General features: G+C 62.7%; 22 protein-coding genes and 1 pseudogene. 11 read left to right on the top strand and 12 right to left on the bottom strand.

The features are described 5' to 3' along the window. Positions 1-51: 51 nt before the first annotated feature. Together RG836_RS12525 and RG836_RS12520 are read left to right on the top strand one after the other, a co-directional pair. A complete protein-coding gene (locus RG836_RS12525; protein ID WP_310845788.1) occupies positions 52-492 on the top strand; it encodes a TadE/TadG family type IV pilus assembly protein in 441 nt (146 codons plus the stop codon). Then, a complete protein-coding gene (locus RG836_RS12520; RefSeq protein WP_310845786.1) occupies positions 489-3,230 on the top strand; it encodes a PAS domain-containing sensor histidine kinase in 2,742 nt (913 codons plus the stop codon). The genes RG836_RS12525 and RG836_RS12520 overlap by 4 nt, the downstream gene beginning before the upstream one ends. Here the strand turns inward: RG836_RS12520 and RG836_RS12515 are convergent. From RG836_RS12515 to RG836_RS12495, 5 genes are all read right to left on the bottom strand, one after another. Next, positions 3,227-5,215 carry a pilus assembly protein TadG-related protein gene (locus RG836_RS12515; protein WP_310845785.1) on the bottom strand — a complete coding sequence of 663 codons (1,989 nt, stop codon included), beginning with the start codon at positions 5,213-5,215 and terminating at the stop codon, positions 3,227-3,229. The genes RG836_RS12520 and RG836_RS12515 overlap by 4 nt on opposite strands. A gap of 184 nt (positions 5,216-5,399) precedes the next feature. Continuing rightward, complete coding sequence (locus tag RG836_RS12510; protein ID WP_310845784.1) at positions 5,400-5,957, bottom strand: DUF4136 domain-containing protein; 558 nt, start codon at positions 5,955-5,957, stop codon at positions 5,400-5,402. A gap of 42 nt (positions 5,958-5,999) precedes the next feature. Further along, positions 6,000-6,635 (bottom strand): DUF4136 domain-containing protein, encoded by a 636-nt coding sequence (locus RG836_RS12505; RefSeq protein WP_310845782.1) that lies wholly within the window; start codon positions 6,633-6,635, stop codon positions 6,000-6,002. A gap of 12 nt (positions 6,636-6,647) precedes the next feature. Continuing rightward, a complete protein-coding gene (locus RG836_RS12500) occupies positions 6,648-7,397 on the bottom strand; it encodes a methyltransferase domain-containing protein (protein WP_310845780.1) in 750 nt (249 codons plus the stop codon). Further along, on the bottom strand, positions 7,394-7,699 hold the full coding sequence (locus RG836_RS12495; protein ID WP_310845778.1) for a MazG-like family protein: 306 nt from the start codon (positions 7,697-7,699) through the stop codon (positions 7,394-7,396). The genes RG836_RS12500 and RG836_RS12495 overlap by 4 nt, the downstream gene beginning before the upstream one ends. A 300-nt stretch (positions 7,700-7,999) precedes the next feature. Here RG836_RS12495 and RG836_RS12490 point away from each other — a divergent pair, with 300 nt between their 5' ends. Both RG836_RS12490 and RG836_RS12485 read left to right on the top strand, forming a co-directional pair. After that, positions 8,000-8,293 carry a hypothetical protein gene (locus RG836_RS12490; protein ID WP_310845776.1) on the top strand — a complete coding sequence of 98 codons (294 nt, stop codon included), beginning with the start codon at positions 8,000-8,002 and terminating at the stop codon, positions 8,291-8,293. Between the two features lie 49 nt (positions 8,294-8,342). Beyond that, the gene (locus RG836_RS12485; RefSeq protein ID WP_310845774.1) at positions 8,343-9,692 is read left to right on the top strand and encodes an MATE family efflux transporter; all 1,350 of its coding nucleotides are present in this window, start codon (positions 8,343-8,345) and stop codon (positions 9,690-9,692) included. Here the strand turns inward: RG836_RS12485 and RG836_RS12480 are convergent. From RG836_RS12480 to RG836_RS12450, 7 genes are all read right to left on the bottom strand, one after another. Next, complete coding sequence (locus RG836_RS12480) at positions 9,673-10,563, bottom strand: alpha/beta hydrolase (protein WP_310845772.1); 891 nt, start codon at positions 10,561-10,563, stop codon at positions 9,673-9,675. The two genes, RG836_RS12485 and RG836_RS12480, sit on opposite strands and share 20 nt — an antisense overlap. Before the next feature lie 11 nt (positions 10,564-10,574). Next, positions 10,575-11,354, bottom strand: coding sequence for a DUF4123 domain-containing protein (locus tag RG836_RS12475; RefSeq protein WP_310845770.1), 780 nt, complete (start codon positions 11,352-11,354; stop codon positions 10,575-10,577). Next, positions 11,351-12,697: a type VI secretion system Vgr family protein gene (locus tag RG836_RS12470; protein ID WP_310845769.1), complete on the bottom strand. Its 1,347-nt coding sequence runs from the start codon at positions 12,695-12,697 to the stop codon at positions 11,351-11,353. Before RG836_RS12470 ends, RG836_RS12475 begins: the two co-directional genes overlap by 4 nt. A gap of 233 nt (positions 12,698-12,930) precedes the next feature. Then, positions 12,931-14,844: an arginine decarboxylase gene (gene speA, locus RG836_RS12465; RefSeq protein ID WP_310845768.1), complete on the bottom strand. Its 1,914-nt coding sequence runs from the start codon at positions 14,842-14,844 to the stop codon at positions 12,931-12,933. 216 nt (positions 14,845-15,060) lie between these two features. After that, positions 15,061-15,432, bottom strand: coding sequence for a translation initiation factor Sui1 (locus RG836_RS12460; RefSeq protein WP_310845766.1), 372 nt, complete (start codon positions 15,430-15,432; stop codon positions 15,061-15,063). A gap of 189 nt (positions 15,433-15,621) precedes the next feature. After that, entirely contained in the window at positions 15,622-16,179 is a 558-nt protein-coding gene (locus tag RG836_RS12455; protein ID WP_310845764.1) for an NUDIX hydrolase, read from the bottom strand. Between the two features lie 3 nt (positions 16,180-16,182). Beyond that, entirely contained in the window at positions 16,183-17,250 is a 1,068-nt protein-coding gene (locus RG836_RS12450) for a DUF2333 family protein (protein ID WP_310845763.1), read from the bottom strand. Positions 17,251-17,536: 286 nt separating this feature from the next. Between RG836_RS12450 and RG836_RS12445 the strand changes: the two genes are divergently transcribed. The 7 genes and pseudogenes from RG836_RS12445 (at position 17,537) to RG836_RS12415 (ending at position 26,282) form a co-directional block, all read left to right on the top strand. Further along, a complete protein-coding gene (locus RG836_RS12445; protein ID WP_310845762.1) occupies positions 17,537-19,207 on the top strand; it encodes a PleD family two-component system response regulator in 1,671 nt (556 codons plus the stop codon). A gap of 1,490 nt (positions 19,208-20,697) precedes the next feature. Then, positions 20,698-21,204, top strand: a pseudogene (locus RG836_RS27320) (methyl-accepting chemotaxis protein); the annotation flags it as partial. A gap of 375 nt (positions 21,205-21,579) precedes the next feature. After that, entirely contained in the window at positions 21,580-22,032 is a 453-nt protein-coding gene (gene aroQ / locus RG836_RS12435) for a type II 3-dehydroquinate dehydratase (protein WP_310845759.1), read from the top strand. Between the two features lie 48 nt (positions 22,033-22,080). Continuing rightward, positions 22,081-22,542, top strand: a complete 462-nt coding sequence (gene accB / locus RG836_RS12430) for an acetyl-CoA carboxylase biotin carboxyl carrier protein (RefSeq protein ID WP_310845758.1) — start codon at positions 22,081-22,083, stop codon at positions 22,540-22,542. A gap of 17 nt (positions 22,543-22,559) precedes the next feature. Continuing rightward, positions 22,560-23,924 (top strand): acetyl-CoA carboxylase biotin carboxylase subunit, encoded by a 1,365-nt coding sequence (gene accC / locus RG836_RS12425; protein ID WP_310845757.1) that lies wholly within the window; start codon positions 22,560-22,562, stop codon positions 23,922-23,924. Between the two features lie 204 nt (positions 23,925-24,128). Next, positions 24,129-25,007 (top strand): 50S ribosomal protein L11 methyltransferase, encoded by an 879-nt coding sequence (gene prmA / locus RG836_RS12420; protein WP_310845756.1) that lies wholly within the window; start codon positions 24,129-24,131, stop codon positions 25,005-25,007. Positions 25,008-25,037: 30 nt separating this feature from the next. Continuing rightward, complete coding sequence (locus RG836_RS12415) at positions 25,038-26,282, top strand: DUF3426 domain-containing protein (RefSeq protein ID WP_310845755.1); 1,245 nt, start codon at positions 25,038-25,040, stop codon at positions 26,280-26,282. Positions 26,283-26,475: the final 193 nt, after the last annotated feature.

Below are 26,475 nucleotides of genomic sequence, written 5' to 3'. Positions count from 1 at the left end.
TGAATGATCCTATGCTGATATTAAGCAGTAACTGTCAGGGTAGACGCTCGCATGAAGAACAGCCCCCCACGCCAGCAAAAAGGTGCCGTCGCGATCGAGTTCGCGCTGGTGTTCGTGGTGTTTTTCGCGGTGTTTTACGGACTGGTCGCCTACAGCTTGCCGCTGTTGCTGATGCAGTCGTTCAACCAGGCAACGTCCGAAGCGGTGCGTCGCAGCGTGGCGATGGACCCCAACACGCCGAACTACAGCACGGCGGTGGTCGAGCGTGCGTATCAGGTGCTGGACCAGCAATTGAGCTGGGTGCCCGCGCGTTTCAATCTGGTGCAACGGGTGGATACCAACGCGGTGTACAGCGCCGGCACGCTGCGGGTCAGCATCACCTATCCCAGCGCCAAACTGGCGCAAGTGATTCCGCTGCTGGTGCTCCCCGGCATCGGCACCGTGCCGAATCTGCCAGTGAATCTCCAGGCCCAATCGAGCCTGACATTTTGAGTTCCGCCGACCGATTATTCGCCCGCCTGCTCAAACGGCAAACTGCTCCCCCCGGCGAATGGCCCGACGCCCTGGTGGCGCCCAGTGTCGGGCTGCAAATTCACCTGGACGCTGAAGGTCGAGTGTTGCACCTGGCCGGACCGTTACGGCATTTATTGATGCAGCAGACCACGCTGATCCAAGGTCCGCTGCTGGCCGATTGCCTGGTGCCGGGCAGTCGCCTGGCGATCGAAGGTGTGCCTGCCGACTGGGTGGCGCACAGCCTCGATCTGGACTTCCTCGGCCTCGGCGGGCACGTGCTGCACCTGCGCGGTTGGGTCCAGCCCTTGGCGGATCAGTGGCTGCTGCAATTGCTGGACATCAGCGACTTGCTCTTCGAGCGCCAGCAGACCGAACACCGCGACCAGGCGCAGCGCTTTGCCGCGCAGATGAGCGAGCGTCTGCGGGTCTGCAGCCTGGGACGTTTGCCGGAGGTCACCGGCGAGCAACTGCACGAACTGGCACAGCGCTGGGGCATCCCGTGCGTGGCCCTGGCCCTGCTCGACCAGCAAGGTCACGGCTGGCAGGTCCATCGCACCCACAGCGCCAAGGCTGCGCCGCAATTGTGGCAGCCCGGCCAGCAACTGGGCACCGGCCTCGACAGCCTCAACGGCATGACCCCGGTGCAGTTGCGCCCCGGCGAGCACCCGCGCCTGCAAGGCCTGTTCGGCAACAGCGAGGGCTTCGCGGTGCCCTACAGCAACGATCAGGGCGTTGCGGCGTGGTTGCTCTGCGGTTATTACTCGGCGCGCCAGCATGCGCCGTATCTGGGCGAGCGCGACTGGCTGCAACTGACCGCGTCCCTGGCCGCACCGTTGATCAGTCGGCTGCGTGAGCAACATCACCATCAACAACTCGAACGCCTGGAGTCATTGCAGGAATTGCTCGGCACCGGTTGGTGGGAGCTGTCGAGTGACGCCGGTCATGTGCTGTTGGCACCGTCGCTGGCCAAAGCGCTGCACCTTGAAAGCGCACATCTGTCCCTCGAAGAGTGGCTGGCTCTGGTGCACCCGGCGGACCGTCAGGAATTGCACAGCCGCCTGCACAATTTGCAGCGCGACAGTCAGCCGTTGCAGTTGAGTGTGCGTCTGCATCGGACCGATGCCAGCGCAACGCCACTGTGGTATCGCTTGCAAGGTCAGGCCCTGGGCGTCGGAGAAAAGCGCCGGCTGGTGGGTTTCATGCTCGACATCAGCGACATCAAAAACCAGCAGCAACAGGCCGCCGTCGCCCATGCGCGGCTGGACAACCTGATCGCCAGTTCGCCGGCGGTGATCTACGTGCAGCGCTATGTAGAAGGTGCGCTGCAACCAACGTTTTTCAGTGCCAGCCTGTTACCGCTGCTGGGCTGGACCCTGGTCGATTGCGTCGACGGGGGGCTGATCGAGCGCGTGCATCCGGACGACCGCGACCTGTACTTCAACCGCACCCGGCATTTGCTGCGCGAGGGGTCGGTGCAGGCGCGCTATCGTCTGCGCGATCAGCGCGGCGACTATCACTGGCTGCTCGACGAAGCCAAGTTGCTGCGCGATGACCTGGGCCTGCCAGTGGAAGCGGTCGGCCTGTGGCTGGACGTCACCGAAGCAACCCTCGCCGCCGAGCAGGTCAAGCACAGTGAGGAACGCTACCGAATCCTGGTCGAAGACTCGCCGGCGATGATCTGCCGCTACTTGCCCGACCTGACCCTGACTTTCGGTAACCGTCCGTTGGCGACGTACCTTGAGTGCACGCCCGAACAATTGCCGGGGATCGACCTCGGCCAATGGATGTCGGACGACCAGCGCGCCGCGTTCCACGAGCGCCTGAGCCAGCTGAGCCCCGAGCATCCGGTGAGCACCGCCGAAATCAGCCTGCAACTGCCGGGACGCGAGTACGCCTGGTGGGTATGGTCCGATCGCGGCGTGTTCGACGAGCAGGGGCGTCTGACCGAAGTGCAAGCGGTGGGCCGCGACAACACCGAACTGCGGCGCTCGCAGATGCAGCTGACCCAGAGCGCGAAAATGGCCACCCTCGGCGAGATGGCCACCGGCCTCGCCCATGAAATGAATCAGCCGCTGAACGTGATGCGCATGGCTATCGTCAACGTGCTCAAGCGCCTGAGTAACGGCGAGGTGCAGATCGATTACCTGCAAGACAAACTCAACCGCATCGACACCCAGGTCCAGCGCGCCGCGCGGGTGGTCGACCACATGCGGGTGTTCGGGCGCCGCTCGGAAATCGAAGCGCAACCGTTCAACCCGGCGCATGCGGTGGAAGGCACCTTGTCGCTGCTGGCCGAAGGCATGCGCGGCAAAGGTGTGGAGTTGCGTATCAGCGAGATCGACTTTGAGGTGCAGGTGCGCGGGTTTGCCGATCAACTGGAGCAGGTGCTGATCAACCTGCTGGTCAACGCTCGCGATGCGCTGCTGAGCAAGCGCGAGGCCAACCGGGATTTCAATCCGTGGATTGCCCTGCATGCCGAACGGGATGAGCACTGCGTTCGGCTCTGGGTCGAAGACAACGGCGGCGGTATCGACCCGCGCCTGTTGGAACGCATTTTCGAGCCGTTCTTCACCACCAAACCGGTGGGCGTGGGCACGGGCCTGGGCTTGTCGGTGAGTTACGGCATCGTCGACAACATGGGCGGCCGCCTCAGTGTCAGCAACGCGGCCGAAGGCGCACGGTTCTGCATTGAACTGCCGATTGCGATCGTCGATTAGATCACCAGATACGCTTTGCCTGGTTGGCCGCAACTGAGGTTGGCGCCGACATCCACCGCCATCAAATTGATCCCCAACAGCTTCAGTACGTTGTTCAGTAGCGGGTCGAGCAACGGGCTGAGCAGCCCGGTGATCACCGGTTGCAACAGCGTGACCACACCGCTGATCAGGCCGGCGGCAATATTGGCAATGGTGCCGAACGGATTGGCATTTACCGGCTTGTACGCGGTGACTTTGACCCCGGCCAGGGTGCTGGAAAGGCCGCCGACGATATTGCTGCTGGGGGTCGCGGTCTGGTAACTCGGCGGCTGCTTGAGATTGGGCGGTATCGGAAACGGCGTGACGTTGCTGGAGAACACCAGGTCCTGAGAGGTTTTTACCACGCTGCTGTCCGCCACGATCGCCAGGCCGCCGGCGGCGTAATGGCGGACCGGGTCGCAGTGGCCCGGCAGGACCAGAAACTGGTAGCAAGTCTGCAGGCCGAAATCCACCAGTGGCAGGGGCGTGACCGTGGGTGCCGCGCTGGACGAGAACGCAGCGGCGCCGTCGATGCTACCGAGTTTGATGTCGGCCACCGAGGTGGTGGCGCGCGCGGTCAGGCTTTTGCTGCCGACGTCGTCCACCGGGCAACGAAAATCGGTCACGTAACTGGTGGCCCCACCGGCATCCAGGCTGATGTCAATTTGCGAGGTCGGGGCGATCGCGGTTTTCAGCTGATCGCAGCCGGCGCCCAGCAGACACAGGGTCGAGCTTAAGGTCGCCACCAAGTTCAGGCTCAACAAGCTGCTCAGCACAGGGGTCAGCGGCGCCACCAGATTACCCACTGCCGCGCCCAATCCGGTGATGGCGGGGATATTGACGTTAACCAGGGTGCGTACTTGCGCGGTGCGTACGTAGATGCGGTCCGGGCCCAAGGGGTCGGCCTTGGCCAGGCGCGGATCGCCGATCGCCGACAGTTGCGGCGGCTCGATCACCTTGACCTTCACCGTCACCCCGAGCAGGCCAAGCACGCTCACCGGCAAGGTAGCGGCGGCGGCGTTTTTGTTGTTGGACAGTTGAATCACCGCTTGCACCAGGTCGAACACCGCCACGTTAGCGTCCAGCCCGGTGGTGCTGGTGCCCGTTTGCAGTTTGAGGATGTCGCCGAGCCGCACGGGCGTAGCGTTGGTCGCGGCGATTTGCAAATTGCCGAGGGCGGTCGTGACGTCGGCGGTCGGGCCATTGGCCTGAATCACGGTCGCGGCGGCGTGGATCAATTGGGTGACGGTGGCGGCGGTGTTGAGCAGTTGCGTGTAATTGCCGGCCGAGACGTGCAGGTCGATCGCCAGTTGGTCGAGGTAGCTGAGCAGGTTGATCTGGGTGTTGAGCAAGCCGTTATAACCGGCGGCCGTCAGGGTCACGTTGCCCCCAAGCAAGGCGCCAAGGAGCGGGTTCAGCAGGTTGGATTTGGCGGTGTCGACCACCCCCAAAGTGCTGCGGATGGTCAACTGCGCCAGCGGCGGCATCGGTACGGCCGCCACCGCAACGGCGTTGACTTGCGTGGTGAGGCTGACCGGCCCGGCGCTGAACAGCGCGCCGATACCGCGCGCCACGCTGGTGGCGACCGTGTCGACGACGGTGACCTGGATTGCCGAGAACTTGCTGGGATCGACGGTGAAGGTGCGCAGGTTGTCGGCGCCGGTCAGCAGCGAACCGCAACGGGCCGTGACGGTGCTGTCCGCATCAATCACGAAGCCGTTACGCGCGGCGTTCTGACTGGCGTAAGCAGCGGCGGTCAGGCCTGCCAGGCAGGTGCCGCCACGGCTGACCGCTTCGAGGGCGGCGTTGTCGGCGATCCGCTGCAACTTGCGCTGCTCCAGATACAACCGGCCGCTGTCGATCACCAGCAACATAAATACCAGCGCCACCCCGAGGGTCAGCGCCGCCACCAGGCCAATCGCCCCCCGTTGCCGGGCCGGGCCGCGAAACTGCATTGCCGGGGACATCCCGCACTCCTTTGCCGGCCCGGGGCCGAGCACATCCTCCGTGGGTGAGGTTGAGTGTAGTCAAGGGATCCACACAATCCATTGCGGTAGCGGGGTTGCTCGCGAAAGCGGTTTGCCTGACTTAGCGATGTTGAATGTGCCGACGCCTTCGCGAGCAGGCTCGCTCCCTCACATGTGTATTGCATCAACGCGGTGGATAGTTGCTGAGGATGCGCGCGACGGTTTCGCGGATGGCGGTGCTGCGGTCGTTGGGGTTGGGCGAGCTGCTGAGGATTTGTTCATCGCTGCCGCGCCAGACCAATTTGCCGTCCTTACCGTCGAGCAAGTCGACCTGGATGGTCGCGACTTTGTAGGTGATGTTGCGCGTTTCGTTGTACATCGGCGCGCCCCAATAGCCATTCCACGGGCCGCCCCAACCGCCGCCGTAGTTGGTGGTGACTTGCTGCTGACGGTCCTCGACGATCAGGTAGGTCTGCACATTCACATCACCCTTGGCACCGCTGGCCGCCGGGCGCAGACCGCGCTGGTCGAGTTGATCGGTGACGGCCTGGCGGATGCGCTGCTCGGTGAGGTCGCTTTTGATCCGGGGATCATCCGGGCGGTATTGCAGCGCCGGGTCTTTCCAGCTCCAGCTGCGATACGCCGCGAAATCGCGGCTGGCATCGAAGTCATGGTTGACCTGCTTGCCGGCACAAGCGCTGAGCAGGGCGGCCATGGCCAATAACGCAAAACGGCTGAGCATGATGGATCTCCGGTTGAGAACACGCGCAAACAAGAATGGTTGTTAACTGGGAGGATACGCCGACATGGCTTTTTCCACAGCCTCGCGGATGGCATCGGCGCGATTGCTCTGGCTGCCCTTGGTGTCGGTCTCGGCGCTGGCGCTCCACACGGGCTGACCGCTGCCGGCGTCGAAAAGGTCGACCCGTACCACCAACACTTGCACCTGATAGGTCCGCACGATAGGCACCGAAGCGTAGGCCCCGTAGCCATTGCCATAACCACGGCCATAGCGGTTGTAGCCGCCATAACCACCATAGCCACCGTAACCGTCGTAATAATCATCGCGCACCTGGCGCACGCGGCTTTCGACGCGCATGTCGGCGGTGACAAAGAGGTCAGCCGGGCGATTGTCATGCAGCGGGCGCAAACCACGCTGGTCGAGGGCGCTGCTGACCGCTTCGGCGACCTGCGCCGAATCGGCGAACGCAGTGCCCGGCGGCAGGCGCCCGTCGCGCCAGGCCCAGCTGCGGTAGCGCCCGTAATCACGGGGTGGCGCCGGATAGGCACTGCGATCAAAGACATTCGCCGCGCCCGGCGGTGCCGGTGGCAGGGGTTTGGAGGTCGCGACATAGGGATTGCTGCCTTGGCAGGCAGCCAGACCCAGGCACATCAGCAATATCCCGCAACGACTGTTCATGGTGCGCTCCGATCAGATCGGCCGGCAGATCCAGTGCAAGTAACGCCCAAGCCCGGCAAAGCTTGGGTGACGACGGTGGGCCAGCTCCATTTCCAGCAAGTCCACCAGTTCCGCGCGGGCCTGGAATTCCACGGGCATGTAATCGTGGAAAACCCGCACCCCGCTTTGGCTTTCGACCCACCATAGCCCATCAAGTTGCGCCGCCAGTTCTCGCGGGTCGAGCGGCTGCTGCGGGGTCAGGCTCTGTTTTTCGCCGGCCATGTCGTTCTTGCGCATTTTGCGGAAGTGGCCCTTTAGCAAATTGCGGTAGATCAGCGCATCGCGGTTATAAAACGCCAGGGATAACCAGCCATCGGGCTGAGTCAGTTGGTGCAGCACCGGCAGGATCGCGTGGGGTTCGGCCAGCCATTCCAGCACCGCGTGGCACAGCACCAGGTCGTAGGGTTCGGTGAGTTGGCCGAGCAAATCCTGCCACGGCGCCTGGATGAAGGTCGCGCTCTGCCCGGCCTCGGCAAAGCGCTGGCGCGCGCCGTCGAGCATCGGTTGCGCGGGCTCGGCCAGGGTCACCTGATGCCCGCGCTCGGCCAGCCACAACGACATGTGGCCCAGGCCTGCGCCGATGTCCAGCACCCGCAGCGGCCGATCCGGCAAGGCTTCCGCGAGGTCGGCCTGCAACACCGCGAGTCGGATCGCGCCCTTGGCCCCGCCGTATATTTTCTCGGCGAAGCGCGTGGCCAACTGGTCGAAATGACGGTCGCTCATTGGCTGAACCGCTGTTCGCTGTCCGCCAGTTTGTTGCGCACCACGTCATTCATGTCCAGGCCCAATTCGCTACACAACAGCAGCAAGTACAGGACGATATCGCCCACTTCCTGGCCGGCGTGGGCCAGTTCCTCGGCGGGCAACTGGCGCGACTGGTCTTCGCTCAGCCACTGGAAAATCTCCACCAACTCGGCCATTTCCACGCTGGCAGCCATGGCCAGGTTCTTCGGGCTGTGAAATTGTTGCCAGTCATTGCGATCACGGATGGCGTGCAGGCGTTGCGTCAGTTCTACAAGGTTCATCGGGTTCTCCTGAAGGCCTATAGCTTCGGGGGGATGGCCGGGGAAGGCAAGTGGAGCGGCCGAGCTTCTGTGGTGAGGGGGCTTGCCTGCGCGGCTGCAATGCTGTCGCAAACTCACACGGAGTGTTCTGCATGACGCCGGGAGCGCTTCGCACTCCAACGGGGGCGAGCCCCCTCACCACAAGAAACAGCTCCGGCAAAGGTCTGCGTAAACCCTCTATGCTGTCAGGGAACTTGGCACCTCGATCCATGGCCCAAGCCTCAAGTCCGGCAACTGCCCTCCTTACTTCAGGATCAACACATGCAGGTAGAAAGCTTTTTTGAATGGCTCGGCCAGGCGCTGGGTTCGGTCATCCGTTTTATCGTCGATGGCCTCAGCGGGTTGTTCAATGTGCTGGCCAACGCTGGCGGCAATTTTGTCGAAGGCTTGTCCCGAGCGCTGGGCATGGACACTTCTATCATCAGCATCATTGCCTTGGTGCTTGGGCTGATCCTGTTGTGGTCGGCGATTCGCGCGTTCATGAGTGCGTCGATCGTGATGGGGATTATCTGGCTGGTGTTGGGCTTGTGGCTGTTGAGCTGGATTATTCACTAAGACCGCGCCTCGATCGCCGCTACAATCCCCGCTCCGCCAAGGAGCCCGCATGTCCAACTTGATCGCCGACTGGCGCGACCGCCCTACCCACCGCCGGGTCTGGGCGCTGGCCGCGCCAATGATTCTCTCGAATATTTCCGTGCCGCTGGTGGCGCTGGTCGACAGCACCGTCATTGGCCATTTGCCGCACGCCCATCAATTGGGCGCGGTGGCGGTGGGCGCCAGCCTCTACACTTTTTTGGCCTGGGCCATGGGCTTCCTGCGCATGGGCTCCACCGGGTTCGCGGCGCAGGCCGCCGGGCGTAATGACGGCGCAGCCTTGCGCCAGGTGCTGCTGCAAGGGTTGCTGCTGGCGCTGGGCCTGGCGATCGTGCTTGGCGCTGTCGGGGTGCCGTTGAGCGGCGTGGCCCTGCACTGGATGCAGCCGTCGGCGGAACTGGACCAGATGACCCGGGCGTTTTTCCACACGCGATTGTTCGGTTTGCCGGCGGCACTGGCCACTTATGCGCTGGTGGGCTGGTTCCTCGGCACGCAGAACGCCCGCGCGCCGCTGGCGATTCTGCTGACCACCAACCTGGTGAACATCGCGCTGAACCTGTGGTTCGTGATCGGCCTGGACTGGGGCGTGGTCGGTTCGGCCCGGGCCTCGGTGATCGCCGAGTGGACCGGCGCCCTGCTCGGCCTGGCGCTGACGCAACCGGCGCTGCGTGCTTATCCGGGGCAGATTGCCTGGGCCGCGCTCAAGCGCTGGCACAACTGGCGCCCGTTGCTGGCGGTGAACCGCGACATCTTCATCCGCAGCCTGGCGCTGCAATCGGTGTTTTTCCTGATCACGGTGCAAGGCGCACGGCTGGGTGATGCGACGGTGGCGGCCAATGCGCTGCTGCTCAATGGTTTGCTGCTGACCGCCCATGCCCTCGATGGCCTGGCTCATGCGGTGGAAGCCCTGTGCGGGCACGCCATTGGCGCCCGCAACCGCGACGCCCTGCGCCGCTCGATGGTGGTGGCGTGCGGTTGGTCGTTGCTGGCGAGCGTGGCGTTCGCGGTGGCGTTCCTGTTTGGCGGGCATCTGTTCGTCAATCTGCAAACCGACATCCCGAGCGTGCGCGACACCGCATATGCCTACCTCCCGTACCTGGCGGCGCTGCCGCTGATCGCAGTGGGCAGTTATCTGCTGGACGGCTTGTTCATCGGCGCCACCCGCGCCCGGGAAATGCGCAACGGGATGTTACTGACGGTGGTCCTGCTATTGCCCTTCGCCTGGGCGCTGCGGGAGTTTGGCAATCACGGTTTGTGGATCACCTTTTTGCTGTTCATGGTCTTGCGCAGCCTCACGCTCGGCCTCATCGCCTGGCGCCTGCGCCGCAACGACGTCTGGTTCAGCGGGCATGCTCGTTGACCGGGGTGTCGCGTACGAACGCCGTGACCTGATCCAGCACCGGCCCAAGCCAGCGCAGCGGCCGCGACAAGGTGGCCACGAGCGTCGTGTGGCGGGTGCGGGAGAAATACAGGTCCTGCACTGGCACCCCAGCCTCACGCAGCTTGCGGGCCAGGCCAGCGCTGTTGCGCAGCGGGTCGACCAGTTTGTCTTTCGATGCCGCCATCAACAGTGCCGGCGGTGCCTGGGCGCTGATGTGGTTGATCGGCTGCGACTCCGGCGGCGAATCCGGGAAAAAGAACACCGGCTTCACCTCGGGGTTTTCGATCGGCAAAAAATCATAAGGCCCGGCCAGGCCGATCCAGCCGCGCAGGTCCTTGGGCGACAACCCCACGGCCGCCAGCAAGGTCGGATCCAGCGCCAGCATCGCCGCGTTGTACGCGCCGGAACTGTGGCCCATCAGGTACAGCTTGCGCGGGTCGCCGGAGAACTGGCGAATGTTCGCGTGAGTCCAGGCCACGGCGCGGGCGCCATCCTGCAAAAACGCCGGGTAGCGCACTTGTGGATACAGCCGATAATCCGCCACCACCGCAACGATACCCCGGGACGCCAGCGCTTCGCCGACGAACTTGTAGTCGCTGCGTGAACCGCTGTTCCAGCTACCGCCGTAGAAAAACACCACTACCGGCGCATCCGTCACCGCCGGGCGCGGCGTATAGACATCAAGGGTCTGCCTTGGATCGTCGCCATAAGCGATGCCTTCACTCAGCGCGAAGGTGTCCTCCGGGGTCAACGTGTTGAGCAGCGTGATCGGTGAACAAGCTGCAGTGGCGGCCAGCAGCGCACTGCCCAACGCCAACTTCAGGTATTGCCAGACGGATGTGCGCTGCATACGGCCCCCACTCAGGTTTGATTGTTCTGCCATCGCTGGCGCAGGTTATCCAGGCGCGCCTGTTGGGTCTGACCGGTGAGCGGCGTAACAATTCGACTGGATGGATACTGCAAGCGCAGCCACAACCAGCCGTCCAGTACCGGGCGCTCGCTGAAACCCAATGCCAGGCCTTCCTGAAGGTGCGACCACAGGCTGTGATAGTCCGCGCCGGTCGAACGGCTCCAGCGCCAGGCGTGTTGCTCGAGCAAACACTGCTGGAGCTTCTCCTGCTGCAGCGGGCTCAGGCTTTGTTCGATCGCCAGGGGCTCCACGCTCAGGCCCGGATTCAGCAGTTGTTGCCAGCCAAGGCTGCCGATCGCCCGATCGGCCCAGGTGCCACCGAACCAGCGCACGCGACTCAAAGGCCCGAGCCACAGGCTGAGCGCTCGCGCGTCGCAGGCATCGAAAAAGTAGCTGGCGGTCTGCGGGTTGTAATAGCTGAGCAAGGCTTTGTGGTGCAGGCCCAGGGTGACGGTCAGCAGCCGGCGCAGGTGATCAAGCATGCTGGTCAGCGGTGCCTCGCACGTCAGCAGCAGGCCCGGCCAGGCGTGCGGCTCATGGTGGCAGGCGCGAGCCAGTGCCGGGCTCTGGGCCAAATCGATCAAGCGCGGACCGTGCTCGCGCCACTCGTGCAGCTCGGTGCCTTCGAACAGGGCAATGCTGTTGTCGTCCGCCAGATACCGCCGTAGCTCGGCCCTCGCTGGCGGCGCGCCCGGTACGTCGAGCAGCAGCCATGGGGACTCCAGACTCATGCCGCACCGTTCCCATTGAACGTAGTCAGCATCCGGCAGGTGCACACCGCTTCGCCGCACTGGCTGAAACTGCCGCCACCGGGCAACAGGCATAACAAAACCAAGGGCGGACTGGCTTGCAGCAGTTTCACCAAGGCATCGGGGGCGGGAGCAGTATCGGACGCGAAGGCAGCGGCGGTTGATTCGCACGGCGCCACCTGCTCCACGGTCAACGTGGACGGAGTAGTGAGCAAGCCACTGATCAGCGGTTGATCCGGATCGCCCTCGATAAAACTCACCAGCACCTCGGTGCCCTGATCAAGGGGCAACTGGCCCAGTTCCGGCGCCAGCGGCAACCAGCAATGGCTGCGGGCCGCGCCCTCGCCCTGGTACAACCAGTCGAATTGCACAGCAATCCGTGGCTCGGCGGCGGGTGCAACGTCGTCGTCAACCGCCACCACCCAGGCTCGTTGCAAGCTGTCCATCCGTGGTTTGGCCAAGGGCTGTGCGGCGATGAAGGGGGCATCAGCGGGGCTGGCCCAGAAGCGATTGCGGTAAGTGTCCGGCGAGCCGGAATGCTCGATCCGCGTCAGCAACCAAAGCTGATTCCACTCGGCAATCGGGTGCCCGCTCAGCGCCATCCACTGGCCGCTGCGCAACGCCGCGACATGGCCGCTGCCCTCCGCCATCCGCGCCGGCGGCTGCTCCAGTCCTACCAGCCCGAGGGAACCGCTGACCTGAAACTGGCCCACCGCACTCGGCCCGTCGCCGACCTCGAAACGCACCTGCGGCCCCGGATCAAACGACGCTTGCCCGTCACTCAACACCAGGCAATGACCCTGGCGACGATGGCGGAAGTGGTAATGAATGCCAGCCTGGGCGCACAGGCGCTGGACGAAGGCCAGGTCGGATTCGCGGTACTGGGTGCAAAAGTCCTGGGCCGGGTAGTGCCGCTCCAGTTCAAAACTCCGCGCCCGGCCAACGATGCCGTGTTCGCCCAGTACTTGATCAATGATCTGAGGCACCGAGCAGGCCGTGAACATACGCTGGCTGATGCGCAGCCCCAGACAGCTCAGCCGCGGGCCCAGGCGCACCCGGCAGTGGCGCGCCGATTCGCCGTGCTCGCGCTGTTCCACTTCCTGCAAGTGGCCATGAATGCCCTGCCCCTCGCGCCCGAACGACAACCAGGCCGAACGGTACAACAGGTTGGCGAGGTCGAGTTGCGGATCGGCGATCAGCAGGTCCAGATCAAAGGCGAAGGGTTCGCTGATCGATTCGCTGCCGGTAAAAGCCTGGACTTCAAACGCGTCGGGCTGACCCGCGACCTCCAGACGAAATGACGGCTCGTTGGCTGGATCGGACATCGGCAATTCTCTACGGGAGGGGCGGCTGGGGATTCTCGCCGAGAGCCATGGCCGAGTAGAGGGCCGAAGTACAAGAAAGGAAAGTCCCTACACGAAATAGAGACAAGTTCGGCTGGAGAGGCCGGAAGGAGATTGGTTTCTGTCGAAAAAACAGACACACCGCACCGGTTTATCGGAAAAGTCTGAATGGCTCAGAGCTTTTTCCGACAAACCAGTGGCAGCGGCTATTTACCTCAAGACGAGAGGTAGGAAGAACGGGTCAGGCCCAGGCGCAAGGCGTCGAGGAACTGCGTCCGTTCGGCGACGCTGATACGCGCGCTGGCGCACTTGTCGCGGTAGTGGGTCATCAGTTCTTCCGGCGACAAGTGCACGTAGCGCAGCATGTCTTCTATGGTGTCGTGGGTCTCGATGCCGGCGTGGTACACGCTGCCATCGGCGTTCTGGTAGATGTTCACCGAGTCGGTGTCGCCGAACAGGTTGTGCATGTCGCCGAGGATTTCCTGATAGGCGCCCACCAGGAAGATGCCCAGCAGATAGTCCTCGCCTTCATTCAAGCTGTGCACCGGCAGGCTGGTCTCGATGCTCTGCTCGTCGACGTACTGCTTGATCTTGCCGTCGGAGTCGCAGGTCAGGTCTTGCAGCACGGCGCGGCGCAGCGGCTCTTCGTCGAGACGGTGCAGCGGCAGGATCGGCAATACCTGGCCGATGGCCCAGGTGTCCGGCAAGCTCTGGAACACCGAGAAGTTGCAGATGTACTTGTCCGCCAGCTTGTCGTTGAGTTCGTCGAGCACCTGGCGATGCGAACGTTGGCGCGCCTTCAATGAGTTATGCAGGCGACGGCACACCGCGAAGTAGCACTGTTCGGCCAAGGCTTTTTCCGCCAGGGTCAGCTTGCCGTCAGCGTACTGGGTGGCGACATCGCTCATGTAATGCGTGGCGCGCCAGTAGGTTTCGGTGACCATTTCAATGTCGGTCGGGCCCAGCAGGTCCACCAGCCATTGCACGGTTTCCGGCAGGGCCTCCTTGTTGTCGATCTGCGGCACGTCGTCGTTGTGTTTCTCGACGTCGGTCACCTGCACCACCAACATGGCGTGGTGCGCGGTCAGAGAACGGCCGCTCTCGGAGAAGATGTGCGGGTGCGGCAGGCTCTGCGCATCGCAGAACTCCTTGAGCATGCCGACCACGACACCGGCGTAATCGTCCATGTCGTAGTTGATCGAACTGGCGTTACGCGAGTGGGTGCCGTCGTAATCCACGCCGAGGCCGCCGCCGACGTCGATGTGATCCACCGGCAAACCGAGATTGCGCAGTTCGCCGTAGTAACGGATCGCTTCCTTGAAACCGTGTTGGTAGTCCGCCAGGTTGGCGATCTGCGAGCCCATGTGGAAGTGCAGCAGACGGATGCCCTGGTCGAGGCCGGCGGCACGGAAGCGCTCGACCACCGACAGCAATTGCGCCGCCGACAGGCCGAACTTGGATTTCTCACCACCGGTGTCCGCCCACTTGGACGACGCCAGCGACGACAAGCGCACGCGCAGGCCGACCTGTGGCTTGACCTTCAGCGCGGCGGCTTCTTCGATCACCAGGCCGACTTCGGATTCTTTCTCGATCACGATGAACACGTTGTGGCCGAGCTTCTGACCAATCAGCGCCAGGCGAATGAACTCGCGGTCCTTATAGCCGTTGCAGACGATGGTCCCGCCCTTCGGCGCCAGGGCCAGCACCGCCAGCAGCTCTGGCTTGGAACCGGCTTCGAGGCCAATGGAGACGTTTTGCGTGGCGATAATGTTCTCGATCACCGCTTCCTGCTGGTTGACCTTGATCGGGTACAGCGCGGTGTATTTGCTCTGGTATTCCAGGCGCTCGATGTTGGCGTCGAACGCGCCGGTCAACTGACGGACGCGGTCTTGCAGGATATCGGGGAAGCGCACCAGCAGCGGCAAGGACAAACCGCTTTTACGCAACTGGTCGACTTGCTCGAACAGGTCGATGGACGGGCTGCTCGGGCCGTTCGGACGGACTTCGACGCGACCGGCGTCATTGATCGCGAAATACCCGGCCCCCCAATGGCGAATCCCGTAAACACTGCGGCTGTCCGCGACTGTCCATTGGCTGCCATCGTCTTTGCGTGTGCGTCGTACGGACATCGAAGTCCCCTATAAAGAAGTCATAGTGCGTCGCCTGGATTCAGGCCGGCGCAGTCTAAAGAATGAAAATGACGGTTCGTCAACGAGGGGGTAGACCCCGCTGACCGCAGTGAGTTTAGAAACCGGTCAGAACAGGCTCTGTGAAAACCATGGCGGCGACGCCAGGCCACGAATGCATCCGGTGGCAGCCGCCGAGGGTGGTTTTCACAGAGGCTGCTAGCCGCCGGATTTCTTCGCCTTGAATCCGAGCTTGAGCAGTTCCGCCAAGAGTAGCTCGACGTGGTCGCCCTGGATTTCGATGATCCCGTCCTTCAACGCGCCCCCGGTGCCACAACGCTTTTTCAGCGTAGTCGCCAATTCCTTGAGCGCGTCTTCGGCCAGTGGCACGCCGGTGATGGTGGTCACCGTCTTGCCGCCACGGCCCTTGCTTTCACGGCGCACGCGGGCAATGCCGTCGCCGGCGGGGATCAGGGTCTGTTTGCAGATACAGGCGTCCACCGGTTTGCTGCAATCCGGGCAATGACGACCTGCGTCGGTGGAAAATACCAGGCCACCAAGGGCGGCGAAGGATGCGGCTTTTTTGGCCACCGGCAATCCTCTTGGGAGGACAAAGACTGGTCGCGGCCACAGGGGGGCCATCGACCGCGAAGCCCCACTCAGGCAGGGGCAGCGCTACTGGGCCGGACGTCGCGGGTAAAAGCGGGGCCGGTTCAGCTTGAAAAGGTCGCGCAGTGTAACGACAAAAACGTCGATTGCTAAGAGCCAATCAGCGCCAATTTATGCCTCTTTTGCGACGTCATCCCCACGCGCCCGCAGATAGCGCCTGAGCGCCGCCAGGGAGTCCGGGCAGTAAGGCTTTTGCTCGATTTCCCGCAATACCTGCTCGATCGGGATAAAGCGTGCCTCGATAACTTCCTCGGGCTGCAGAATCAACGGCCCGTCCCACACGGCGGAGAACGCCGAGCACCAGAGCCGGTTGCCGGTGTCTTCGAAGAAGAAATGGTCGTGGGCGACCAGTTCCACGCCGCTCACGCCCAACTCCTCGTGCAGCTCACGGGCGGCGGATTCGGCGTAGGACTCGTCGGCCGAGACCATGCCGCCCGCCGCCACGTCCCAATAACCGGGATAAATCGCTTTGCTCAAGGTACGCCGATGCACGCACAGCTCACCGGCAGAATTGAACAGCATGATGTAAGTGCCACGGCCAATCAGCCCGCGTTCGCGCAAGTCGGAACGCACCAGAGCGCCGAGCAGGTTGTCCTGCTCGTCGACCCAGGCGATGAGTTCGGCATCCGAGGCCGCGCGGTGGGCGGCCTCTTTGGCAGCGTCGGCCATGGCTCAGCCCTGATTGAGCAACTGACGCAGATCGATCACCGCAGCGTTGGCGCGGGATATGTAGTTGGCCATCACCAGCGAGTGGTTGGCCAGCACGCCGAAACCGCTGCCGTTGAGGATCATCGGGCTCCAGACCGGTTCCTGCGAGGCTTCCAGCTCACGGATGATCTGACGCACGCTTACTGTGGCGTTCTTCTTCGCCAGTACGTCGGCGAAGTCGACTTCAATGGCGCGCAGCAAGTGCGACAAGGCCCAGGCCTGGCCACGGGCTTCATAGAACACGTTGTCGATCTGCATCCACGGCGTTTCGACCACTTCTTCGTCGACTTGCGGCACTTCGCCCGGCGCCACGACTTCAGTCTTCAGCGCGGTGTTGAGTTTGACCCGGCCAACGCTGGCCGACAGCCGTTGCGACAACGAGCCCAGACGCGTGCCGACATCGCCCAGCCAGTTGTTGAGGTTGTCGGCACGGGCGTAGAACAAGGCGTTTTTCTGGCTTGGGTCGGACAGGCGCGCCTGGTAGCGGCTCAGGGAGTTGATGCCTTCCTGGTATTCCGACTCACTGGATGGCAGGACCCAGCTGCGGTTATCGAAGTTGAAACGCGGCTCGGCCTTGGCCAGGTCGGAATCTTCGGCCGACTGCGACTGCGAACGGGCGAAATCTTTACGCAATGCGCGGCTAAGGTCGCGGACCTGGACCAGCACGCCGTATTCCCAGCTCGGCATGTTGTCCATCCACAGGCCAGGTGGGAAGCGGTCGTTGGAGATGTAGCCGCCCGGTTTGGTCAGCAGAGTGCCAGCCACGGTCTTCAGGGTCTCGACCGTGGTGTAGCCGATGACCATCTGCTTGCCTTCACGCTCGGCAGCCTGTTGCGAGATCTGTTGCACCGGAAACAACGCCGGCTCCTGGCTCCAGTACCAGCCCAGGCCGATGGTCACCAGCAGGTACAGACCGACCAGCGTGGCCAGCGCCCGGCTGAACAACAGGCCGCCGACGTAACTGCGGGTGGCCGACTTCGGTTCAGCGGCACGTTCAGGCGCGCTGCCCGCGCGGTTCTTCCAGTCCAGCATGGCGATATCCTTTCAATCACTTGAGTTCATCGGTTCGACCACAACCCTACGCCATCGTGCCTTCGTTTGCCGCGCATTCTCCAGCATCAAATCATGGCCACCCAGCGGCGCAATCGAGGCGCCACTATAAATGAAGGCTGGCCGCGAGCCTATGCGACCAGTCGGTCGCAAACTGAATGAGGTCGCTTTGCAGATTATTGACGTGCGACACTCATGCAATCGAAAAGAGGTGCTAGCATAGAGCCACCATTCGATCTCAGCATGCAGTCTCACTAGTAGTCAGGATATGACCGAGCCAGAAGATCCCAGCCGCGAGCGCCTCAAGCACCATTTTGCCCAGCGGGTCATTCATCAAGCACGTCAGATTCTTGAGATATGGCAGCGCCTGCAGCGCAGCGAATGGTCTGCCACCGACCTCAGCGACCTGAGCGAAGCCAACCTGCGTCTGCTGCGCTTCGCCGAGCGCTTTGAACAACCAGAACACACCCAACTGGCGAACAGCATCGGCCTGGCGCTGACCGCGGTCGAAGCCAACCGCGGACGCCTGAGCAGTGGCCTGATCACCGATCTCAACCGCTTGATGCAGCGCCTGTCGCGCACCGGCCTGCGGCATGGCGACCAGCTCGAACAAACCTTCTTGCCGCCGCTGCGCAAGCCGATCTACGTGCTGTTGCAGGATCACGACCGGGCCGAGCGGCTGGCCAAACAGCTGGAATTTTTCGGGCTGAGCGCGCAGTCGCTGGACAGCGTCGCCGCGTTCCGCTCCTCAATGGTCGAGCGCCTGCCGGCGGCGATTGTCATGGACGTCGACTTCAGCGGCCCCGGCATCGGCCTGAAACTGGCCGCCGAAGCCCAGGAAGGTCTCGACCAGCAATTGCCGCTGCTGTTTTTCAGCCTGCTGGAAACCGACACGCCGACGCGTCTGGCGGCGGTCCGCGCCGGTGGCCAGGAATTTCTGACTGGCACTCTTGAAGCCTCGAGCCTGCTGGAAAAAATCGAAGTGCTGACCTGCGTCGCGCAGTATGAACCTTATAAAGTGCTGATCATCGATGATTCCCGCGCCCAGGCTTTGCACACCGAGCGACTGCTGAACAGCGCCGGGATTGTCACCCGGACCTTGATCGAGCCGATCCAGGCGATGGCCGAACTGGCGGACTTCCAACCAGACTTGATCATCCTCGACATGTACATGCCGGCCTGCACCGGCACCGAGCTGGCCAAGGTGATTCGCCACAACGACCGCTATGTGAGCGTGCCGATCATCTACCTGTCCGCCGAAGACGACCTGGACAAGCAGCTCGACGCCATGAGCGAGGGCGGCGACGATTTCCTGACCAAACCGATCAAGCCCCGACACTTGATCACCACGGTGCGCAACCGCGCGGCGCGGGCGCGCAATCTCAAGGCGCGGATGGTCCGCGACAGCTTGACCGGTTTGTACAACCACACGCACATATTGCAACTGCTCGAAGACTGCAGCTTCCGCGCTCGACGCGAAAGCAAGCCGCTGAGCTTCGCGATGCTCGACATCGACCACTTTAAACGGGTCAATGACAGCCACGGTCACCCGATGGGCGACAGGGTGATCAAGAGCCTGGCGCTGTTTCTCAAGCAGCGCTTGCGCAAAACCGATTTCATCGGCCGTTACGGTGGCGAAGAGTTTGCCATTGTCATGCCGGACACCGATCTCGTGGCGGCACATAAAGTGCTCGATGAAATCCGCCAGCGCTTCGCCGAAATCCATTACCCGGCACAGCCGCAAGATTTGTGGTGCACCTTCAGCGCCGGGGTGGTGGAGCTGCGCGAAAATTCCGACAGCCTGATGATGGCCAGCCAGGCAGACGAGGCGCTGTATCGCGCCAAGGACGCCGGGCGCAATCGGGTGCATGTGGCGCAAGACCCAAAGCAAAGTGCCATCTTTTCATCGGAATCCAGCCGATCGGTCATAACCCTGTAACACAACAGCAATAAATTCAGACGCTTACCATTCTGCCGTTGGTAACCACGATGCGCCTGAAACTGCTGACCAATCTCAATACCCTGCTGCTGGTGGCCGTGTGCCTGGCCCTCGGCGCTACGCTGTGGTGGTCGCAAACCGCGCTCGAACGCCCGTACCTGTTGATGGAGCGTTACCTGGGCTTGTCGCAGCAATTCCAGAACGACGTGGCGCGCAATGTCGACGATTACCTCGGCAGCGGCGATGCCTTGCGCCTGAGCAGCGCCACCCAGGGCATCGACAGCCTGCAACAACAACTCGCCGAGCTGCCGCCAGCGCTGGCCGACAGTCTGCGCCCGAGCCTTTCCGAACTCGATAGCTTCAGCAAAACCGACCTGTTGGCCGCCGGCAAACTGGCGGGCGATCCGCAAGCGTTGCTGCTGCAAGCCGAGCGGGAACTGAGCGCCGGCCTCGAACAACTGAGCCAGTACGCCAGCGGCAACGCGAGTTACCTGGGACCGCTGCTGATAGCCTCGCAGCACTTGGGCAAACTCTCGCTGGCCCGGGACAAACTGGTCAGCAGCGGTCGCAGTGAACTGGCGGCGGACGTCGAGCGCGAAGTAGCAAGCATGCGCGCCCAAGCCGAACAACTGAGCACCCTGCCCTTGCTCGGCGTGGCGGAGAAGAATGAATCCGGCAACGACGACTTTGCCGCGATGATGGGCCTGGAGAACAACGAAAAAGCCGCCGCCGAAGATGCCGGCGTCGGTCTCAAGCGCGAGCTGAACAGCCTGCTCACGCGCTACCCGGCGGAGCTGGAGCGCACCCGCGAGCAGATCCAGAAACGCAGCGATTTGAGCGCCGCGACTCACCTGAAAATCGCCGCCGTGCAGCAAGCGCTTGCCGCGCTGGAACCCGTGGTGCGTGCGCAGCATGGGCAAATCCAGGGCGAAGTGCGCCTGATTCAAGGGGTGATGATCGGCCTGATTCTGCTGATCGCGTTGCTGATCGACACGCTGCAACGGCGCCTGGCGCGGACCTTGACCAACCTTGCGCCAGCGTTGTCGACCTGGGCCGAGGGTGACTTCAGCCAGGACATCCAACTGGGCAAGACCAATCGCGAGCTGCACGACATTCAAGCCTCGCTCAATCGCCTGCGGGCGTATCTGGTGGACTTGGTCGGCACCATCCGACTCAATGCCGAACAGGTCGCGGGCAGCAGCCGCACCTTGGCCGAACTGAGCAGCAATCTGCACACCGGCGCCGAGCACCAGGCGGGTGACACCGCGCTGATTCGCGACTCCCTCGGCGAACTGGAAGCGACTATCCAGCAAGTGGCGGGCGACGCCAGCGAAGCCGCCGATGCCAGTCGTCACGCCGGACAGGCAGTGGAGCACGGGCAACGGGTGATCGGTTTGAGCCTGACCGGGCTGCATGCACTGGTGGGCGAAGTGCAAGGCAATGCGCAGATGATCGAACACCTGGCCGAGGAGTCGGCGACCATTGGCGGCGTGTTGACGGTGATCCGTTCGATTGCCGATCAGACCAACTTGCTGGCCTTGAACGCCGCGATCGAAGCGGCCCGCGCCGGGGAGATGGGCCGGGGCTTTGCGGTGGTGGCTGAAGAAGTTCGCTCGCTGGCCCAACGCACGGCGGGAGCCACGGCGCAGATCCAGACCTTGATCGCCGGCCTGCAATCTGCCGCCCGGCAATCGGTGGAAGGCATGCGCGCCCAGGTCGAACACGCCGAAGCCACTGCCAACCAGGCTCAGGCCGCGGACGGTGCGCTGGATAAAATCGTCGGCGCGATCCAGACCATCGCCGACACCGCCGTGCGCATTGCCGACGTCACTGCGCAGCAGAGCGGTGCCGTCAGCGAAATCCGCGACCACAGCGAACGCATTCACCAACAGGGTGGGGACAACTTGCAGCGCATTGGCGAAGGGCGTGAGCAGGGCGAAAACCTGTTGGTACTCGGCGGGCGGCTGCACACGGCGGTGCAGGCGTTTCGCGTGTAACTTCGAGCCTCGCATCTCTTCAGCCGCGCACTGACCAACTGTGGTGAGGGGGCTTGCCCCCGTTCGGTTGCGCAGCAACCGCTAAACCTGCTCACTCGGTCCGCCAGCCGACAGAGAGGGCCCGCTTCGCAGGCCAACGGGGGCAAGCCCCCTCGCCACAAAAAGCGCTTTCGCAGGCCTTTCGGATCATCGGCGAAATCTATTCCGCAGACTTCGTGCCTCCCGGCAAATGACCGGATCTGATGGGTCGGTCACATATTTTGCGCAAACATCGGACATCGTGCTGGCTATTGCAGAGAACTGGACAGTCACAAAGGCTTTGCGGCATAGTCGCCGGGTTCTGACAACTGCACACCGATAACGAAGGAACAGCCGATGGCGACGCTACTGGTTCTGCACGGACCTAATCTGAACCTGCTGGGCACCCGCGAACCCGGGACCTACGGGGCGACGACCCTGGCGCAGATCAATCAGGATCTGGAACGCCGCGCCCGTGAAGCCGGTCACCATCTGCTGCACCTGCAAAGCAATGCCGAGTACGAATTGATCGACCGCATCCATGCCGCTCGTGGCGAAGGCGTTGATTTCATTCTGATCAATCCAGCAGCTTTTACACACACAAGTGTCGCATTACGTGACGCGCTGCTGGCGGTGAGCATCCCATTCATCGAAGTGCATTTGTCTAACGTGCACAAACGCGAACCTTTCCGCCATCACTCTTACTTCTCCGACGTAGCGGTGGGAGTGATCTGCGGCCTTGGCGCCAGCGGTTATCGACTGGCCCTGGAGGCCGCACTAGAGCAGCTTGAAAGACAGGCAACGACTTGAACAACAAGCGTTAAACGCCCCTGACCGACCCTTGGGAGTTGATGATTCATGGATATCCGTAAAGTTAAGAAACTGATCGAATTGCTGGAAGAGTCCGGCATCGACGAGCTCGAGATCAAGGAAGGCGAAGAGTCCGTTCGCATCAGCCGTCACAGCAAGACCCCGGCCCAGCAATACTACGCGCCAGCCCCGATGCAACAGGCACCGGCCGCCGCACCGGTGGCAGCTGCCCCAGTCGCCGCTGCCGCCGCCGCGCCTTCCGCACCGGTCCTGAACGGCACCGTGGCCCGTTCGCCAATGGTCGGCACTTTCTATCGCAAATCCTCGCCGTCCTCGCCGTCCTTCGTTGAAGTCGGCCAGACCGTGAAGAAAGGCGACACCCTGTGCATCGTCGAAGCCATGAAGATGATGAACCACATCGAAGCTGAAACCAGCGGTGTGATCGAGTCCATCCTCGTCGAAGACGGCCAGCCGGTTGAGTACGACCAACCGCTGTTCACCATCGTTTGAACCGCGGAGAGCCAACGATGTTGAAACCTGCGAAGTTGGAAAAAGTCCTGATCGCCAACCGCGGTGAAATTGCCCTGCGGATCCTGCGTGCCTGCAAAGAGATGGGCATCAAGACCGTCGCCGTGTACTCCACGGCCGACAAAGAGCTGATGCACTTGGGCCTGGCAGACGAATCGGTCTGCATCGGTCCAGCCTCGGCCTCCAAGTCTTACCTGCACATCCCGGCGATCATCGCAGCGGCTGAAGTGACTGGCGCCACCGCCATTCACCCAGGCTACGGTTTCCTTGCGGAAAACGCCGATTTCGCCGAACAGGTGGAAAATTCCGGTTTTGCCTTCATCGGCCCGAAAGCTGAGACCATTCGCCTGATGGGCGACAAGGTATCGGCCAAGCACGCGATGATCGCCGCTGGCGTCCCGACCGTTCCAGGTTCCGATGGCCCGTTGCCCGAAGACGAAGAAACCGCTCTGCGCATTGGTCGCGAAGTGGGCTACCCGGTGATCATCAAAGCCGCTGGCGGCGGCGGCGGTCGCGGCATGCGTGTGGTGCACAAGGAAGAAGACCTGATTTCCTCGGCGAAACTGACCCGCTCCGAAGCGGGCGCAGCGTTCGGTAACCCGATGGTCTATCTGGAAAAGTTCCTGACCAATCCGCGTCACGTGGAAGTCCAGGTACTGTCTGACGGCCAGGGTCACGCGATCCACCTGGGCGACCGCGATTGCTCGCTGCAACGTCGTCACCAGAAAGTGCTTGAAGAAGCACCGGCCCCGGGCATCGACGAAACCGCGCGTCAGGAAGTCTTCGCCCGCTGCGTCAAGGCGTGCATCGACATCGGCTACCGTGGTGCCGGCACCTTCGAGTTCCTCTACGAGAACGGTCGCTTCTACTTCATCGAAATGAACACCCGCGTTCAGGTCGAGCACCCGGTTTCGGAAATGGTCACCGGCATCGATATCGTCAAGGAGATGCTCAGCATCGCCGCCGGCAACCCACTGTCGTTCACCCAAGATGATGTGGTCATCCGCGGTCACGCCCTGGAATGCCGGATCAACGCTGAAGACCCGAAAACCTTCATGCCGAGCCCTGGCACGGTCAAGCACTTCCACGCACCGGGCGGCAACGGCGTTCGCGTCGATTCGCACCTGTACAGTGGTTATGCCGTTCCGCCGAACTACGATTCGTTGATCGGCAAGCTGATCACTTACGGCGCCAACCGCGATGAAGCCATGGCGCGCATGCGTAACGCCCTGGACGAAATCGTGGTCGACGGGATCAAGACCAACATCCCGCTGCACCGCGACCTGACCCGCGACGAAGGCTTCTGCCAAGGGGGCGTGAACATTCACTACCTCGAGCACAAGCTGGCGGACGAGAAGCACTAAGCGTCTACCGCGATCAACAAAGCCGCCTCCGGGCGGTTTTGTTGTTTCTGGAGATGACTGACCTATCGAGGCACTCATCATCACAGCAATGCCTGCGGTCACGATCTCGGGCATCCCGGTCGTCTTCTGCCCCGCGCTCGCGTAAACTTGCGCGCTTCTCGCAGCCCGCTAGGCTGCAATCAATATTTTTCAAAGGTGCCCGCCATGCCTTGGCTGCAAGTCCGTCTCGCCATCAGCCCAGAACAAGCCGAAACCTATGAAGACGCGTTCCTCGAAGTGGGTGCCGTGTCGGTGACCTTCATGGACGCCGAAGATCAGCCGATTTTCGAGCCGGAACTCAACACCACGCCGCTGTGGTCGCACACGCACCTGCTGGCGCTGTTCGAAGGTGGCACCGAGGCTGCCAGCGTGCTGGCGCATCTTGAACTGCTGACCGGCAGCCCGCTGCCGGAGCACCACAGCGAAGTCATCGAAGACCAGGATTGGGAGCGCAGCTGGATGGATAACTTCCAGCCGATGCGCTTCGGCCAGCGGCTGTGGATCGTGCCGAGCTGGCACGCCGCGCCAGAGCCGGATGCGGTCAACCTGCTGCTTGACCCGGGCCTGGCATTCGGCACCGGCACTCATCCAACCACCGCTCTATGCCTGGAATGGCTGGACAGCCAGGACTTGAACGGCTGCAACGTGCTGGACTTCGGCTGCGGCTCGGGGATTCTGGCGATTGCCGCGCTCCTACTGGGTGCCAAGGAAGCGGTCGGCACCGACATCGACGTGCAGGCCCTGGAAGCCTCCCGTGACAATGCCGGGCGCAACCATATCGCCGACGCGCTGTTCCCGCTGTATCTGCCGGAAGATTTGCCGCAGGTGAAGGCCGATGTGCTGGTAGCCAATATTCTCGCCGGGCCTTTGGTGTCGCTGGCGCCGCAGTTATCCGGGCTGATCAAGTCCGGCGGGCGTCTGGCGTTGTCAGGGATTCTCGCCGAGCAGGGCGAAGAAGTGGCAGCGGCCTACGCCCAGGACTTCGATCTGGACCCGATCGCCAACAAAGATGGCTGGGTGCGCATCACCGGTCGTCGGCGCTAGAATGGACGCCTGCATAAACCGGATTGCCGCATGACCGATAGCTTCGTCACCCAATGCCCGCATTGCCAGACCAGCTTCCGCGTCAGCCACGCTCAATTGAGCGTGGCCCGTGGGGTGGTTCGCTGTGGTTCGTGTTTGCAGGTGTTCAACGCCGCCAAACAATTGCTGGAGCAACGCGCAGGCAAGGATGACGTGGCGCCCGCGCCAATGCCGACACCGCTTGAACAACCAACCGAGCCGCCAGCCCCTCGGGCGATCAGCCAGAAGCAGTGGTCCGCCACCGAACTGGACCTCGACACCCTCGACCTCGACGAGGAGCTGGCGCGCCTGGAACAGCGGGAAATCCAGCCCACCCAAGCGTTCGGCCAGCGCCGCGAAGACAGCCTCAGCGCGCGCCGCGACCAGAGTACCGACGAAGAACCCTGGTCCGACAGCCTGTTCAGCGAGTCCCCCGCCGACCGCGCCGACCAAGAACAGGAACCGCCCCTGGCCACCGAGCGCGAGTTTTCACCGCTGCGCCCGGCCCGCACCGAACCGTCGGTGACCCTGACCTTGGTCGATCTCGAAGACGAACTGCCGACCCCGCCGATGCGCCTGGACACGCCTTTGGTCAGTGAAGCGCGGCCAAGTCGTCTGTCCGCCAGTGACGAGTCTGACGCTCTTGACGACGAACCGCTGGTGATCGAACCCCCGCGCAAACGGCGCGAACGTAGCGAACCGGGCATGCACGATGGCGCCCTGCACGATCTGACCGATGATCCGTTGCACTTGTATTCGCAGAAACGCCGCTCACCCTGGGGCCGGCGCCTGCTGTGGGGGCTGTTGATCCTGCTGGCGGCCGGCGCCCTCGCGTTCCAGTACGTGGCGTACCATTTCGACGAATTGGCCCGTCAGGACCAGTACCGTCCCTGGTTCCAGCAGTTGTGCCCAACCCTTGGTTGCACGGTGCCCTCCAAGGTCGACATCGCCAAGGTCAAAAGCAGCAACCTGGTGGTGCGCAGCCATCCGGAGTTCAGCGGCGCGCTGGTGGTCGACGCGATCATTTATAACCGCGCGCCTTTTTCCCAACCGTTCCCGCTCCTGGAATTACGATTCGCCGACCTCAACGGCCATCTGATCGCCAGTCGTCGCTTCAAACCCGGCGAGTACCTGGGCGGTGATCTGGAAGGCATGGCCGAGATGCCGCCGCAGACCCCGATTCACATTGCCCTGGACATTCTCGATCCCGGCGCGAAAGCGGTGAATTACAGCCTCAGCTTCCACTCTCCCGAGTGAACCGCTTCAGCCGGACTAAGCCGATCAGCGATTGACGGCGGTTTTCTGACTGTCGGCGACTGAACCAAACCGCTGGCGATAACAGAATAACTGTTCAGATTTTGTTCAATTCAGCCTTTATCCAGTCATCGAGAGCGGGTATCATGCCAACCCTTTTTCGAACTCTCATGATCCGGCCCCACAACAGGGAAGT

Source organism: Pseudomonas rhizozeae, assembly GCF_031583775.1.
In the GTDB taxonomy this organism is placed as follows: domain Bacteria; phylum Pseudomonadota; class Gammaproteobacteria; order Pseudomonadales; family Pseudomonadaceae; genus Aquipseudomonas.
Note: the sequence above shows the minus strand (reverse complement) of the source record. Positions and strands in the feature narration are given on the sequence as shown.